Here is a 15,806-nt window from a genome sequence, read left to right on the forward strand (position 1 = left end):
CGGCGTTACCGGTGTTGTCGGGCCTTCCCGCGCGCTCGCAGCGCCTCCTGCCGGGCCCGGCCCCGATCGGCGGCGTCCGGTGCCGACGGCTCGGCCGTGCCCGCCAGGTGTTCGGCCATGGCGCGCACGGTCGGGTGCCGGAACAGGTCGGTGACGCCGACGTGCCGGTCGAACGCGATCCGCAGCTGCTCGCACAGCCGCACGAGCAGCAGCGAGTTGCCGCCCGCGTCGAAGAAGTTGTCCCGCACACCGACCGTCCGCCCCAGCACGGAGGTCCACGCCCGCGTGACGGTCTGCTCGGTGTCGGTGAGCGGGAGTTCTTCGCCCGCCTGGTCCGGTGTCTCGGCCAGCAGCCGCAGGACACCGTCCCGGTCGGGTTTCCCGCCGGGCAGCACGGGAAGCGTGTCCACCGTCCGCACGTGCGGCGGCACGGTGTAGTGCGGGAGCCGCTCGGCCAGCCACTCCCGCAGGTGCGGGGCCGACATGCCCTGCCGCACCACGGCCACGGCCACGGCGCCGTCCTCGCCGTCCTCGCCGTCGAACGCGTGCGCCCGCCGCACGGCCGGGTGCTCCAGCAGCACCGACTCGACCGCCGCGAGGTCGACCCGGCCGCTGCGCCGCACGACGTGCACGGTGCCGTCGGGGTCGCTGCGGGCGAGGTCGCCGGTGGCGAAGATCCGCTGCTCCGGGTCGAACGGGTCCGGGTGGAACCGCTCGTCGGTGGCCGCCGGGTCGTCCAGGTAGCCGCGTGCCAGGCCGTGGCCGCCGATGTGCAGCGCGCCGACGCTGCCGGGCGGCACCGGCCGCAGCCGCTCGTCGAGCACGTAGGCGCGCACGCCGTCCAGCGGTCGGCCGTCGACCAGCGCCACCGAGGTCTCGGCGGTGGCGTAGAGGTCCACGAACTCGTGCTGGGGCAACGCTTCGCGCAGCGAGGTCAGCGGTGTCCCGCCGGTCGTGACGATCGTGCGCACCGCGCCCGGCAGCCGCCCGGCCACGTGTTGCTCGGCTATCACGGCCGGGGTGCCGAACAGCGCCGGACCCGCGCCGAGCGTGCCGCCGGTGGTCAGCGGCGCGAGGACCTCGAACACCGTCGCCGCCCAGGCGAGCGGGCCGGCCATCGGCCAGGACGAGATGCCCTTCCAGCGCAGGGAGTTCACGAACGCCCGGTGCTCCACCACGACCGCCTGCGGGTCCTGGCCCGCTGTGGGCAGCACGAACGCGGCGTTGTCCGGCGTCACCGCCGAGGTCACCGGCCGGGCGGGCCAGACGTCCAGCCGCAGCACCGGGACCGACGAGGTGGCGAGCACCGGCTCGGTCCGCTCGTCGGCCAGCACGACCGCGAGCTCGTACTGCTCGGCCATGGCCCGCACCAGGTACGCGGGCAGCGCGGGGTCCAGCGGGACGCACACGCCGCCGGCCTTCAGCACGCCCAGCACGGCGGCCGGCACCATCGCGGACTTCCCCGCGCACACCCCGACCCGGACCTCCGGGCCCACGCCGAACTCGGCCAGCCGCGCGGCGACACCGGTGGCGACGTCGTCCAGCTCGCGGTAGGTCCACCGCCGGTCGGCGTCCACGGCGACGGCGTCGGGCCGCTCGGCGACCCGGTCGGCGAACAGCTCGTGCACGCACCGCCGCACGGGCGGCGACAGCGCGGCCCGCTGGTCGACACCGGCCGACCGGAGTTCGGAGACCCGCAGGTCGGGGTTCTCCCCCACCTGCCGCAGCACGACCTCCAGCCGTTCCAGCATCGAGTCCACAAGGGACCCGTCGAACAGGTCGACCCGGTAGTCGGCCACGACCTCCACGCCCCGCGCGGTCTCGGTGAGCCCGAAGGTCAGCTCGACCTTCTGGCTCTCCAACCGCATGTCCCGCCGGGTGAAGGTGACCTCGCCGACGGCGCGCGGCGCGGGTTGCACGGTGTGGGTGAACATCACCTGGAACACCGGGTGGTAGCTGGGATCGCGGGTGACGGCGAGCGCGGCGAGCACGTCCTCCAGCGGCAGGTCCGGGTGGTCGTGCGCGTCGAGGACGTCGTTGCGGACCCGTTGCACCACCTCGGCGAACGTCGGGTCGTCGCGCAGATCGGTGCGCAGCACCACCGGCTTGACCAGGTACCCGATGAGCCCGGCGTGCGCGGTGCTGTCGCGCCCGGACAACGCCATGCCCATCAGCACGTCGTCGTTGCCGTAGTGGGCCAGCACGACGTCACAGGCGGCTTTGAGCGCCATGTACGAGGTCGCCCGGCCCCGGCGGGCCACCTGGCGGACGCGGTCGACCACGTCGGCCGGGATCAGCCGCGCGCGGCGCTCCCCCCGGTGGTCGGTGGTCATCGGCCGGGGGCCGACCATCGGCAGGTCGATCACCGGCGGCGCGCCGGCGAGCCGGGTGATCCAGTACTCGCGGTCGTCGCCGGCCTCGGGCAGGTCGCCGAACCGCACGGGCAGGTCGGGCAGGTCGCCGCCGCCGTACAGGGTGACCAGCTCGGCCAGGAAGACGTCGAGCGACAGGCCGTCGATGACGATGTGGTGCACGTTGACCACGAGCCGGTGCCGGTCGGGCCCCAGGCGCAGCAGCAGGACCCGGAACGGCGGCGCGGCGGCCAGGTCGAACGGCTGCTGCCCGAACCGGTGGCCGTCCTCCTCGGTACCGTCCACAACGGACAGTTCGACCGGGGTGGCGGGCTCGACGACGTGCAGCCCGTCGACCACGCGGGAGCGCAGCGGCTCGTGCCGCCGCACGATCCCGGTCAGGCAACGGCCGAGCAGGTCCACGTCCAGCGGGCCGTCGACGTCCACCGCGAACGGGTGGTTGAAGAACGGGTCGCCGGGACGGATCCGGGACAGCGTCCACAGCCGGCGCGCGGCCGGGGACAGGGGGAACCGGTCTGCGCTCACGGGGTCGCCTCCAACTGCGGCGCGCGGCGGGCGGGGATCGCGAACGCCAAGGCGCACAACAGCAGCGCCACGCCCGCGTAGACGATCGAGTCGGCGACGCCCAGCCAGGTGGCGGTCAGCCCGCCCAGCGCGACGCCGATCACCATGCTGGTGGTCATCACCGAGTTGAGCAGCCCGACGCCGCGACCGCGCAGCACCTCGGGCAGGTCCCGCAGCACGGTGTTCGCGATCGGCACCTGGAACAGGCTTGACCCGAGCCCGGAGACCAGGCACCAGGCCAGCACGGCGGTGATGCCGAACTGGCCGCGCACCCACTCGGTGGGCGCGAGCACCACCAGCGACACGCCGAACAGCGCCACCGTGGCCAGCAGCAGCCCGCGCACCGGGTACCGGCGGACCATCATCGGCCCCAGCAGCGCGCCGAGCACCGCGCCGCCGCCGAACAGCGCGTGCGCGAGCCCGTACTCGGCGGCCGGCAGCCCGAAGACGGTCAGCAGCTGGGCGTTGAAGTTCGTGGTGAACAGGCCGAGCACGATCATCATCGGCACCAGGAAGGCGAACAGGAACCGCAGCGTCGGCACCCGCAGCACCTCGCGCAGCCCCTCGCGCAGCGCGGCCCAGTACCGCTGCGGCGGGGCGTCGGACACCGGCACCGTCTTGAGCACCTTCATGCTGCCCAGCAGCAGCGCCGACACCACGAACGTCCCGGCGTTGATCACCAGCACCACCGGCACGCTGCCGATCGCGATCAGCACGCCGCCCAGCGCCGGGCCCACCAGGTTCAGCGTGTGGTTGGTGCTCTGGAACAGCGCCACCGCCGACGGGATGCTGTGCGCGCCCACGATCGCCGGGATGGCCGCGATCCGGGCGGTCTCGAAGAACGTCTTGCCCAGGCCCTCCAGGAAGATCAGCACGAGCAGCAGCGTCGTGGAGTGCAGGGCCGGGATCATCGCCAGCACGATCGCCACCCGGGCCAGGTCGGAGCCGACCAGCAGCACCCGCTTGGGCAGCCGGTCGGTCAGCGGGCCGGCGAACACGCCCAGCACGCCCGTGGGCAGCAGTTGGGCGATGATCACCAGCGCGATCAGCGCCGTCGGCGCGTCGGTCAGCGTCGCGGCGACGTAGATCAGCGTGATCCGCGCCATCGCGTCACCGAGGAACGACGCCACCACCGCCAGCCAGTAGCGGATGTACGTGCTGTCCTTGAGAAGCTCAAACATCCGATGCCACCTCGTGCAACACGGCCGCCAGGTGCTGCACGAGCGGGGGCCGCATCACGGTGTAGTGATTGCCGGGGGACTCGCGCACGTCGAGGTCGCGGGCCAGCGAGTGCCACGTCCGGAACGCCGCCCGGTCCTCCTGCGCCGCGTGGATCAGCGTCACCCGCCCGTCGAGCGGGCGCGGCCGGTAGGCCCACAGCAGGCGCAGGTTGGCCACCCACAGCTCCAGCACGGCGCCGATCTGCTCGCGCCCCGCGTCCGGCGGCAGGTAGTCGCCCGCCCGCGCCACGGCCAGCAGGTACTCCAGGTGCTCCTCGTCGGACATGGCCCGCAGGTCCTCGATCGTGCGCCTGCCGTCAAGGTAGTCCCACTGGAGGTTGGCCGCCACGGCCTCGACGATCTGCGCCCGATCGGGTTCGGGGCCGTCCTCCAGGTCCGGCGGGTGCGATTCGATCAGCACCACCGAGACCTGCTCGCCCTGCTCCTCCAGCGCGTGCGCGACCGCGTAGGCGTTCGCGCCGCCGTAGCACCAGCCGGCCAGCGCGTAGGGGCCTTCGGGCTGCGTCCGGCGGACCAGGTCGGCGTAGGCGCGGGCGCGTTCCTCGAAGGTGGCGAACGGCGAGCGCCCGTCCCGGGGCGGCGGCGAGGCCAGCGCGTACAGCGGGCGGTCGGCCGGTTCGAGCAGCTTGGTGAACGGCATGTAGCAGACCACCTCGCTGCCCGCCGGGTGGGCGAAGAACAGCGGCGGCACATCGGGTTTGCCGGCCCGCAGCTCGATCAGGTGCGCCCGGTCCTCCTCCTGGTAGCCCTCGCGCAGCAGCCGCGCGAACCGCTCCACGGTCGCGCCCTGGAAGATCGCCGCCATCGGCAGGACCTGGCCGAACCGGCGCTCGATCTCCGCGATCAGGCGCAGCACCAGCAGCGAGTGGCCGCCGAGGTCGAAGAACCGGTCGTGCAGGCCGATCGGCCCGGTGCCCAGCACCTCCTCCCAGACCCGCGCCACCTCCAGCTCCACCGGGTCGCGCGGCGCGGCGTAGTCCTCGCCGCGCTGCACCGACGGCCGGGGCAGCGCGCGGCGGTCGACCTTGCCGCTGGTGGTCAGCTCGAACCGCGGCACCGGGACGACCGCGGTCGGCACCATGTAGTCCGGCAGCGAGTCGCGCACCAGGGCGCGCAGCTCGGCGGTGCGCAGCTCCGGGTTGTCGGTCTCCACGTAGCCGACCAGCCGCCGGTCGCCGGGCCGGTCCTCGCGGACGACGGCGACGGCGCGCCGCACGTCCGGGTGGTCGGCCAGGCGGGCCTCCACCTCGCCCAGCTCGATCCGGTAGCCGCGCAGCTTGACCTGGTCGTCGTCGCGGCCCAGGAACACCAGGCTGCCGTCGGCCCGCTGGCGGACCCGGTCGCCGGTGCGGTAGAGCCGCGCCCCGGGCCGGCCGGACAGGTGGTCGGGCACGAACCGCTCGGCGGTGGCGGCCGGCCGGCCGCGGTAGCCGCGCACCACGCCGTCGCCGCCCAGGAACAGCTCGCCGGGCACGCCGACGGGGACCGGCGCGAAGTTCTCGTCCAGCACGTAGGCCCGGGTGTTGGCCAGCGGCGTGCCGATCGAGATCACACCGTCGGCCAACCGCCAGGTGGTGGACCAGATGGTCGTCTCGGTCGGCCCGTACACGTTCCAGGTGCGGCCCTCGGCGAACCGGTCGGCCAGCGCCCGCGGCAGCGCCTCGCCGCCGACGACCACCCGCAGCCCTCCGTCGTGCCGCCAGCCCGCTTCGACCAGCAGGTGCCACGTCGCGGGCGTGGCCTGCATGACGGTCGCGCCGACCTCGGTCAGCAGGGCGGCCAGCGCCCGGCCGTCCTGCGCCCGCTCCTTGGTCACCACGACGCACCGGCCGCCGGTGACCAGCGGGCCGAACAGCTCCAGCCCGGCGATGTCGAACGACACCGAGGTGACGGCCGGGAGCACGTCGCCGGGCCCGAGCCCGATCTCGTCGGCCATCGCGAGCAGCAGGTTCGCCACGCCCCGGTGCGGGACCTCGACGCCCTTGGGCCGCCCGGTCGACCCGGACGTGTAGATCACGTAGGCGAGCCGCTCGCCGTCGGCGGGCGGCCGGCGGTAGGCCCCGGTGGCGGCCGGCAGTTCGGTGAGCACGATCCGCGCGCCCGCGTCCTCGGCCATGTCGGCACGGCGGCGTCGCGGGTGGTCGGGGTCCAGCGGCAGGTAGGCCGCGCCGGACATCAGCACGCCGAGCAGCGCCACGACCAGGTCGCAGGACCTGGGCAGGCACACCGCGACCACGTCGTCCGGGCCCGCGCCCTGTTCTTGGAGAGCGCCCGCGACCCGTTCGGCCGCCGTGACCAGCTCGCGGTAGGTCAGGCGGTGGTCCCCGCTCGACACGGCGACCGCGTCCGGCGTGCGCGCGGCCTGCCGGCGGACCAGCTCGTCCACGGTCAGGTCCGGCTCGCGCTCGACGTCCGTGCGGTTCCACTCCACCAGCTGGCGGCGCGCCTGCTCACCGTCCACGAGGGACAGCTCGCCGACCGGGCGGTCCGGCGCGGCGACCGCCTGCTCCAGCAGCCGGGTGAGCTGGTCGGCCATCCGGACGACGGTGTCCTGGTCGAACAGGTCGGTGTTGTACTCCAGCAGCCCCAGGAAGGCGTCGCCGCCCAGCGCCTCGTCGTCGAAGAAGCCCAGCGTGACGTCGTCCTTGGCGGTGTGGTTGTCCAGCAGCAGCGACTCCTGCGTCAGGCCGGGCAGCTCGCCGCGCTGCTCGTGGTGGAAGTCCACGAAGATGAACGTGGTCTGGTAGATCGGGTTGCGGCTCGGGTCGCGGTCCACGTCCAGCTCGTCCAGCAGCACGCCGAACGGGATGTCGTTGTGGTCGAATCCGCCGTACATCGTGGCGCGCGCGGACCTGACCAGCTCCCGGAAGCCCTCGCCGGGATCGACCCGCACGCGCAGCGGCAGCATGGTGAGGAAGTAGCCGATCAGCGGCTCGGTCTCGGGGCGGCTTCGGGTGGACGACGTGGTCGCCACGATGATGTCGCGTTGGCCGGTGAGCCGGTGCAGCAGCAACTGCCACGCGGCCATCAGCGCCACGTTGACGGTGACCGACTCGGCGCGGGCGAACTCCCGCACGGCGGCGGTCAGCCCGGCGGTGAGCCGGAACTGGTAGCGCGCGCCGTTGAACGTCTGCACGGGCGGGCGCGGCCGGTCGGTCGGCAGCTCCAGCACCAGTTCCGCGCCTTCGAGGTGCTTGGTCCAGTACGGCAGGTGGCGCGCGGCCACCTCGTCCCGGATCCACCCCGGCTGCCACTCGGCGTAGTCGCCGTACTGGATGGGCAGTTCCGGCAGCTCGGGCGCGCGGCCGGCGGTGAAGGCGGTGTAGTACTCCACCAGTTCGTCGGCGAAGATGCCCAGCGACGCCCGGTCCCACACCAGGTGGTCGATCGAGCCGACCATCAGGTGGTCGCGTTCGTCCAGCCGGTAGAGCACGACCCGGAACAGCGGGCCGGTCGCGATGTCGAACGGCACCCGGATCTCTTCCTCGGCCAGGCGCAGCACCTCCCGCTCGTCGGCGACCTCGACGTGCCGGATCGGCACGTCGACCCGGTCGTGCACGACGGCGACCGGCACGTTCTCGGCGAGCTCGTAGGTGGTGCGCAGCGACTCGTGCCGCTGCACGAACGCCGTCACCGACCGTTGCAGCGCGTCGGTGTCCAGCTCGCCGCGCAGGCGGGTGGCGAAGAAGATGTTGTAGGCCGGGTCGGTCGGGTCGAACTGGTGGATCAGCCAGATCCGCTCCTGGTCCAGCGTGAGCCGGTGGGTGCGGCCGGGCGCGCGGCGCGCGATCGCCGGCCGGCGCGCCGGGTCGCGGCGCATCCGCTGGTCGAGCAGTGCCCGCTGGGCCGGGGTGAGGCGGGCCAGCCGGTCCGACAGGTCGGTCACGTCCGGGCTCCTTGGTAGCGGTCCTTGAGTTCGGTCAGGTGGCGCAACCCGTCGAGCACGGCGGCCGGTTCCAGGCCGAAGTCGACCAGGCACGCCGCCTCGTCCACGCCGAGGTCCACCAGGTCCTCGACCAGCGACTCGCCCTTGTCCGGGGTGCCCAGCAGCGCGAGGCTCTCGAAGTAGCGGTCGAAGGTGGCGGCCAGCATCGCCTCGCGGCCGGCGTCGTCCAGCTGGTTGTACTGGCTGTCGAAGTTGCCCTGCTGCGCCAGGAACGTGCGCAGGTAGGCGATCAGCGGGCCGCGGACCTGCTCGCGCACCACGTCCTCGTCCGCGCCCAGGAACGTGTGCACCATCGCGGTGACCCGGCCGTCGGCGTGCCCGGCCTCCTTGAGCGCCTCGCGGTAGGCGGTGATCTTGTCCCGCAGGTCGGCGGGCCGCTGCGCGACCAGGCCGGTCAGCACGTTCGCGCCGATCTCGCCGGCCCGGACGAACGTGTCGACGCTGCCCTGCGAGGAGATCCACAGCGGCAGCCGGGCCTGGCGCGGGCGGGGCAGGGTGCGCACCGGCACGCCGTCGACGTCGACGGTCTCCCCGGCCCACAGCCGCTGGACGGTCTCGATGGCCGCGAACATGTCGTCCTTGCGGCTCGCGTAGCGCTCGCGCCCGCCGGGTGCGATCACGAAGTCGTTGGGGTGCCAGCCGGAGGCGCAGGCGATCGCCACCCGGCCGTCGGACAGGTTGTCCACCACCGACCACTCCTCGGCGATGCGCACCGGGTGGTGCAGCGGCACGGCGACGCTGCCGGCGCGGATCTGGATCCGCTCGGTGCGCACCGCGATGGCGGCGGCCAGCACCGACGGGTTCGGGTACAGGCCGCCGAAGTCCACGAAGTGCCGTTCGGGCACCCAGATCCCGGAGAAGCCGTTGCGGTCGGCGTACTCGGCGCTGTCGAGCAGCAGCCGGTAGTTGTTCGGCCCCTGCGCCGAGCCGTCGCCGGAGAAGAAGAACAGGCTGAACTCCATGGTGCTGGAGCCGCGCCGGGTGCGCCGGGGCGCGGTGGCGGCGGGCTTCGCGGTCGGCGCCGCCACGTCCCGGTCCCGCATCGCCTGTTCCAGCGCGGCGCGCTGGGCCGGGCTCAGCGACGACATCCGCTCCCGCAAGTGCCGGAGGCGATCGTCAGACATCGGAGTCTCCGTTCAGGCGGGCCGCGACCTCGTCCGGCGAGAGGTTCTCGATCTCGCGCAGCAGCGCGTCGAACTCGTCCAGCCCGATCGCCTCCGCCTGGTGCGACCGGATCGCCGACGCCAGCCCGGTGACCGTGGGCGCTTCGAAGATCGCGCTCATCGGCAGGTCGCCGTGCACCTGGCGGAGCCGGGAGACGATCTGGATGGCGAACAGCGAGTTGCCGCCCAGCTCGTAGAAGTCGTCGTCCGGGTCGATCCGGGCCACGCCCAGGGTCTCCCGCCAGATCGTGGCCACGCCGCGCGCCACCTCGTCGTCCGGCCACACCTGCGCCGGGTCCCAGTCGGCGTCCGCGTCGGTGTCGCCGCTGACCGCCGCCACGAACGCGGACGCGGTCAGCTCGTCCCTCTGCGCCAACGAGTCGCTGAAGTCCACAGTGGACACGATGAGCCGGTTCAGGCCGGCCGCCAGCGCGGCGCGGGCCAGCACCACCCCCTCGGTGGCGGTGATGCCCTCGGCCAGGCGCTGCCGGCGGAACCGCTCCCGCACCTCGGGCAGGTCGGCCATCTGCCGCTCCAGCCAGTCGTCCCAGGACCACTGCGCCCAGTCGACCACCACCCGGTTGCGGGCCGGCGCGTAGGCGTCCAGGAACGCCGCCGACGCGCAGTTCTCCACCTGGCCGAAGCCGCCCAGCACGCCCGTGGTGGACGAGCACAGCAGCACGAACTCCACGTCCGGCAGCGCCTCGTCGATCTCCAGCACCGCCGCGACGTGCGCGCTGAGCACCTGTTCGGCCTGCTCGCGGGTCTTGAGCGCGATCAGGCCCGCGCCCCGCACGTCGGCCGCGTGCACGACACCGCGGATGTCGTGGCGGCGGGCCAGGTCGGCGATCCGGCCGGGCTCGGCGGTGACGACCTTCGCGCCCGACCGCGTCATGTCCTCGGCGAACGCGCGGCCGAGCTCGCCGTCCACGCCGGTCACCAGGTAGGTGGCGCCCTTCTGCCACGCCCGCGCGTCGGGCAGCGCGACCGGCGCGTAGGAGCGCGCCCAGCGCTGGTCGCCGCGCAGCGCCACCTGCTCCTCGCGCTGCGGCGCGGACAGCTCGGCCAGCAGCTGGTCCACCAGCCGCCACAGGTCTTCACCGCTGCGGGGCAGCGTCACGTCCACGCTGTGGCACGTCACGTTGCCGTACTCCTGCGCCAGGACCGTCGCCGCGCCCAGCACGGTCGCGCGTTCCGGCATGAGCACCGGGCCGACGTCCTGGAGGTCGTTGGTCAGCACGTCGATCCGCACCGGGTCCGGCCCGAGGCCGCGCGCGAGGTCCAACAGGCCGTGGAAGCCGTCGTCCTGGCTGGTGCGGTACCGGGTGGCGGCGTCGGCCCCGCTCTCGGCCCGGATGCTCCGGGCGTGCACCACCCGGTCCGGCCGGAGGTCCGGCAGGTCGCCGCCGGGCGGGACGAGCGTGACCTCGCCGGGCAGTTCGGCGGCGAGCGCCTCGGCCACGCCCAGCCCGTCGGCCAGCACCAGCCACTTGGCGGGTGCGAGCTTGCCGCGCGCGGCCCGTGACGGCAGCCAGACCGGGGCCGACGCCCACCGCGACGGCTCCCGCCGCGGCGAGGCCACCACCGGGGTCACCAGGTGTTCACGCCGCTGGAACGGGTAGGTCGGCAGCGGCACCCGCGACCGGCGCTCGTCGCCGTGCAGCGCGGCCCAGTCGACCTCGCCGCCGTGCTCCCAGACCGTGGCCAGCGCCTCCAGCACCGTGCGGCCTTCCGGCTCGCCACGGCGCAGGGTCACCGCCGTGGCGGGGCGGGCCGGGTTGGCCCGGGACAGTCCGCTGAGGACGCTGCCCGGCCCGACCTCGACCAGCACGGCCGCGCCACGGGCCAGCACGGCGTCCAGCCCGTCGGCGAACCGCACCGGCCGGCGGGTGTGGGTGACCCAGTACTCCGGGTCCACGGCCTGCTCGTCGGTGATCCACGTGCCGGTCACGTTCGACGCGAACGGCAGCCGGGGCTTGGCCAGGACCGCCGCGCGCAGCGCCCGGCCCAGCTCGGGCAGCGCGGGGTCGACCATGGCGGTGTGGAAGGCGTGCGAGGTCGGCACGTCCTTGACGATCAACCCCTTGGCTTCCAACAGCTCCCGGGCGTCGGCGACGGCGTTCTCGGGGCCCGCGACCACGCACCCGCCGGGCGCGTTGACCGCGGCGACGGTGACCGGTCCGGCCAGGCCCGCGAGCGCGGCGGTCGCGGCGGCCTCGTCCAGCGGGACGGCCAGCATCCGGCCGGGCGGCAGGTCCTGCATCAGCGCCGCCCTGGTCGCCACCACGCGCAGCGCGTCGGGCAGCTCGAACACCCCGGCCAGGCAGGCGGCGACCAGCTCACCGAGGCTGTGCCCGATCATCGCGCCCGGCCGCACGCCCCACGACTCCAGCAGCTTGGCCACCGCGTAGTCGACGCTGAACACGGTGGGCTGGGTGCGCAGCGTGGACCGCAGGTCGGCACCGCGGAACGCCACCTCGCGCACGTCCCAGCCCAGGTGCGGGCGCAGCAGCTCGGCGCACTCGTCCAAGGCGTCGCGGAACACCGGCTCGGCGCGGTAGAGCTGCTCGCCCATGCCGGTGTACTGGCTGCCCTGGCCGGGCAGCAGGAACACCACGGACGGCTCGCCGGCCTCCGTCCGGTGTGGACTCCCCAGCGCCTCGACGGCGCTCTCCGCGCTGTCGGCCACCACGGCGCGGCGGTGCGCGAACGCCGCCCGCCCCACTTGCAGGGTGTACGCGGCGTCGGCCAGGTCCACCGCCGGCAGGTGCCCGGCCAGCCGCCGCGACGCCTCGTCCAACGCCGTCGCGGTGCGCGCGGACAGCGGCAGCACGTGCAGGCCCCGACGGGTCGGCTCGGTGCGCCTGGCCGGCGCGGCCTGCACGACCACGTGGGCGTTCGTGCCGCCGATGCCGAACGAGCTGACGCCGGCCCGCCTCGGGTGCGCGGCCTCGGGCCACGGCACCGGTTCGGCGGTGACCCGGAACGGCAGCGCGTCCAGCTCCGGGTTGGGCCGGCGGAAGTGCGCGGTGGGCGGGATGACCCCGTTCTCCAGCGCCAGCGCGACCTTGATCAGGCCGGTGACGCCGGCGGCGGCGTCCAGGTGGCCGACGTTGCCCTTCACCGACCCGAGCACCCCGGGTTCGGCCCGCGTCCCGAACACCTCGGCCAGCGCACGGGCCTCGATCGGGTCGCCCAGCGGGGTCGCGGTGCCGTGCGCCTCGACGTACTGCACGGTGTCGCGGTCCACGCCCGCCACGGCCAGCGCCTCGTCCAGGACGGCGACCTGCCCGGTCGTGGACGGCGCGGTGAAGCCGATCTTGTCCGAGCCGTCGTTGTTGACCGCCGAGCCCAGGATGACCGCGTGCACGTGGTCGCCGTCGCGCACCGCGTCGGCCAGCCGCTTGAGCACCACGACCGCCACGCCGTCGCCGGAGGCGGTGCCGGTGGCGTCGGCGTCGAACGGCCGGCAGTGGCCGTCGGTGGAGTGGATGCCGCCCTCCTCGTGGAGGTGGCCGCGCGGCCCGAGCAGCCGGACCGCCGCGCCGCCCGCGACCGCGAGGTCGCACTCCAGGGTGAGCAGGCTCTGGCACGCCAGGTGCACCGCGACCAGCGACGACGAGCACGCCGTCTGCACGGTCAGGCTCGGCCCGGACAGGTTGAGCTTGTAGGACACCCGCAGCGCGGCCATGCCCGGGTCGTTGCCGATCCGGACCTGCATCGGGTGGGCGAACCCGTTGTCCGCCAGGCGTTCGGTGAGGTACGTGCTCTGCGATACGCCCGCGAACACGCCGGTCCGCCCGGTCGGCACGGGGTGCCCGGCGCGTTCCAGGGCCTCCCAGGAGCACTCCAGCAGCAGCCGCTGCTGGGGGTCGGTGACCTCCGCCTCGCTCCGGGTCAGGCCGAAGAACTCGGCGTCGAACAGCCCGAAGTCCGCGAGGGTGTGCGCGCTGCGCGTGTAGGACGGGTCGTCCACGAGTTCGCGCGGGACGCCCGCGGCGAGCAGTTCGTCGGCGGTGTAGTGGCTCAGGCCCTCCTCACCGGCCACCAGCATCGACCAGAACCGGTCGAGGTCCGGCGCGCCGGGGAAGCGCCCGCTCATCCCGACGATGGCGACGCCGTCGAGTTCGTCGTTCATGACCTGCGCTCCAAAGCCTTGGCGCACGAGCGGATCGTGGTCTCGTCCATCAGCAGCCGCAGCGACGCGGCCACCCCGAGCCGCTCGCGCATGGTCGCGGCGACCTGGGTGGCCAGCAGCGACTGCCCGCCCAGGTCGAAGAAGTCGTCGTCCAGCCCGATGTCGTCCACCCACAGGGCTTCCGCCCAGATCTCGGCGATCGCCTTCTCCAGCGGGGTGCTCGGCGCGGCGAACGGCTCGGCCAGGTCGGGGCGCACCCCGTCGGGTTCGGGCAGGGCGGCGCGGTCGACCTTCCCGTTGGCGGTCAGCGGGAAGGCGTCGAGTTCCACGAACACCGCCGGCACCATGTACTCGGGCAGCGTCCGCCGCAGGTGCTCGCGCAGGTCGGGCGCGGGCTCGCCGAGCAGGTAGGCCACCAGCCGCCGGTCGCCGGACTGGTCGGGCAGCGCGGTGACCACGGCGTCCTTGACCCCGTCGTGCGCGCGCAGCGCGGCCTCGACCTCGCCCAGCTCGATCCGGTGGCCGCGGATCTTCACCTGGTGGTCCAGCCGCCCGGTGTACTGGAGGTCATCCCCCACCGCGCGGGCGGTGTCGCCGGAGCGGTAGACGCGCCGGCCGGGCCGGTCCGGGTCGGGCAGGTAGCGCTGCGCGGTGAGCCCGGGACGACCCAGGTAGCCGCGCGTCACGCCGGTGCCGCCGACGTGGATCTCGTGCTCGACCAGCGTGATCGACTGGGTGGGCAGCGCACCGCCGATCATGCTGCCGGGCGCGGTGCCCAGGTCCTGCGCGGTGACCACCCGGAAGGTGGAGTGCACGGTCGTCTCGGTGATGCCGTACATGTTGACCAGCAACGGTTTGCGGTCGCCGTGCCGGTCGAACCACGGCCGCAGCGACGCGAACTTCAGCTCCTCGCCCGCGAACACCACGACCCGCACGGCCAGGCCCGAGGTGTCGAGGTCGACCAGCCGGTGGAACGCCGCCGGGGTCTGGTTGAGGACGGTGACGCGCTCGGCGCGCAGCAGGTCGCGGAACTCCTCGGGCGAGCGCTTCACCTCGTCCGGGACGATCACCAGCGTGCAGCCGTGCAGCAGCGCGCCCCACATCTCCCACACCGAGACGTCGAACGCGGCGGAGGCGAACAGCGTCCACACGTCCCGGGGGACGAAGCCGAACAGGTCGCGGGTCGCGGCGAGCAGGCCCAGGACGTTGCGGTGCTCCACCATCACGCCCTTGGGGCGGCCGGTGGACCCGCTGGTGTACATGACGTAGGCGAGGTTGTCGCCGGCCAGGCCCGCGACCTCGGGCGGCGTGCCCGGCCCGTCGGCCACGTCGGGCGCCACCACGTGCTCGACGTCGAGGTCCGCGGACCCGTCGCCGACCAGCACCCGCACGCCGGCGTCGGCGGCCATCGCGGCCAGCCGCTCGGCCGGGTGCGCCGGGTCCAGCGGCAGGTAGCAGCCGCCCGCCTTGAGGGTCGCGAGCAGGGCCACCACCAGCCAGGTCGAGCGGCGCACGCACACCGCGACCGGCACTTCCGGCCCCACGCCCAGCGCCCGCAGGCGGTGGGCCAGCCGGTTGGCCCGCAGCTCCAGCTCCCGGTAGGTCAACCGGTCCGCGCCGGAGACCACCGCGACGGCGTCGCCACGCGGTCCCACCTGCCGTTCGAACAATCGGTGGATGCAGTCGCTGTCGACGGACAAGGTGCATCCTTTCTGCGCTGTCGCGCCAGGAGAACACGGCCGGAATCCGGCGCGGACGAATTGGTCCACACCTTGCCGGGTACCGCGGGAATGTCACTGGTTGCGCGTTGAACAACAATCACGAACGCACGCGGAATTGTCCGACGCGGCGCGCGGCGGACCGGTCCTGATGAGTTCCGCGGTGCTACCCGGCGAGCCGGGCACGCACTCCGGCCGGGCGCAGGTCGACCCAGACGCGGTCGATGCGGGCCAGGCAGTCGTCTTGCGAGCCGGTCATCCCGGCGTCGGCCCAACCAGGCGGGAGATCCGCGCCGGCGGGCCAGATCGAGTACTGCTCCGCGTCGTTGACCACGACGCGATACGTGGACGCCCCCATTTTTGCCCCCTTCGCGGCCGTCACCCGGATGTCACCGTCAAGCCCCCGCTTGACGCAGCCGAGTGATTTGCCCCGCACATCGGACTGTGCCCCACGCACACGGCGCAAGTCAACCCACCGACAGGACGCGGTCGACTGCGTACGGGAATACGAATACACAGGTGGATGAATCTCGTTCACACATTCCGCATCCCATGTCCTGATGATCGGACGCGCACCCGGCAGCACCCGGAGCAGGCCATTCGCCGAGGCACCCGGGCACCGGTCGAGACGGGGCCGGCCCCGTTCGACGCAGTCCGGACCAGC

Annotated in this window: 7 protein-coding genes; all 7 read right to left on the reverse strand. The window is 73.8% G+C overall.

Annotated elements, in window-relative coordinates; translation table 11 throughout:
* Positions 1-5: 5 nt before the first annotated feature.
* A complete protein-coding gene (locus tag BN6_RS23160; RefSeq protein ID WP_015102176.1) occupies positions 6-2,897 on the reverse strand; it encodes a non-ribosomal peptide synthetase in 2,892 nt (963 codons plus the stop codon).
* Positions 2,894-4,117, reverse strand: coding sequence for an MFS transporter (locus BN6_RS23165; protein WP_015102177.1), 1,224 nt, complete (start codon positions 4,115-4,117; stop codon positions 2,894-2,896). The genes BN6_RS23160 and BN6_RS23165 overlap by 4 nt, the downstream gene beginning before the upstream one ends.
* Positions 4,110-8,063: a non-ribosomal peptide synthetase gene (locus BN6_RS23170; protein ID WP_051075696.1), complete on the reverse strand. Its 3,954-nt coding sequence runs from the start codon at positions 8,061-8,063 to the stop codon at positions 4,110-4,112. Before BN6_RS23170 ends, BN6_RS23165 begins: the two co-directional genes overlap by 8 nt.
* Complete coding sequence (locus BN6_RS23175; RefSeq protein ID WP_041313697.1) at positions 8,060-9,247, reverse strand: MupA/Atu3671 family FMN-dependent luciferase-like monooxygenase; 1,188 nt, start codon at positions 9,245-9,247, stop codon at positions 8,060-8,062. The genes BN6_RS23170 and BN6_RS23175 overlap by 4 nt, the downstream gene beginning before the upstream one ends.
* Complete coding sequence (locus BN6_RS23180) at positions 9,240-13,424, reverse strand: type I polyketide synthase (RefSeq protein ID WP_015102180.1); 4,185 nt, start codon at positions 13,422-13,424, stop codon at positions 9,240-9,242. The genes BN6_RS23175 and BN6_RS23180 overlap by 8 nt, the downstream gene beginning before the upstream one ends.
* Entirely contained in the window at positions 13,421-15,124 is a 1,704-nt protein-coding gene (locus tag BN6_RS23185; protein WP_015102181.1) for an amino acid adenylation domain-containing protein, read from the reverse strand. Before BN6_RS23185 ends, BN6_RS23180 begins: the two co-directional genes overlap by 4 nt.
* Before the next feature lie 184 nt (positions 15,125-15,308).
* Entirely contained in the window at positions 15,309-15,500 is a 192-nt protein-coding gene (locus BN6_RS23190) for an MbtH family protein (protein ID WP_015102182.1), read from the reverse strand.
* Positions 15,501-15,806: the final 306 nt, after the last annotated feature.

The organism is Saccharothrix espanaensis DSM 44229 (assembly GCF_000328705.1).
GTDB classification, from domain to species: Bacteria; Actinomycetota; Actinomycetes; order Mycobacteriales; family Pseudonocardiaceae; genus Actinosynnema; species Actinosynnema espanaense.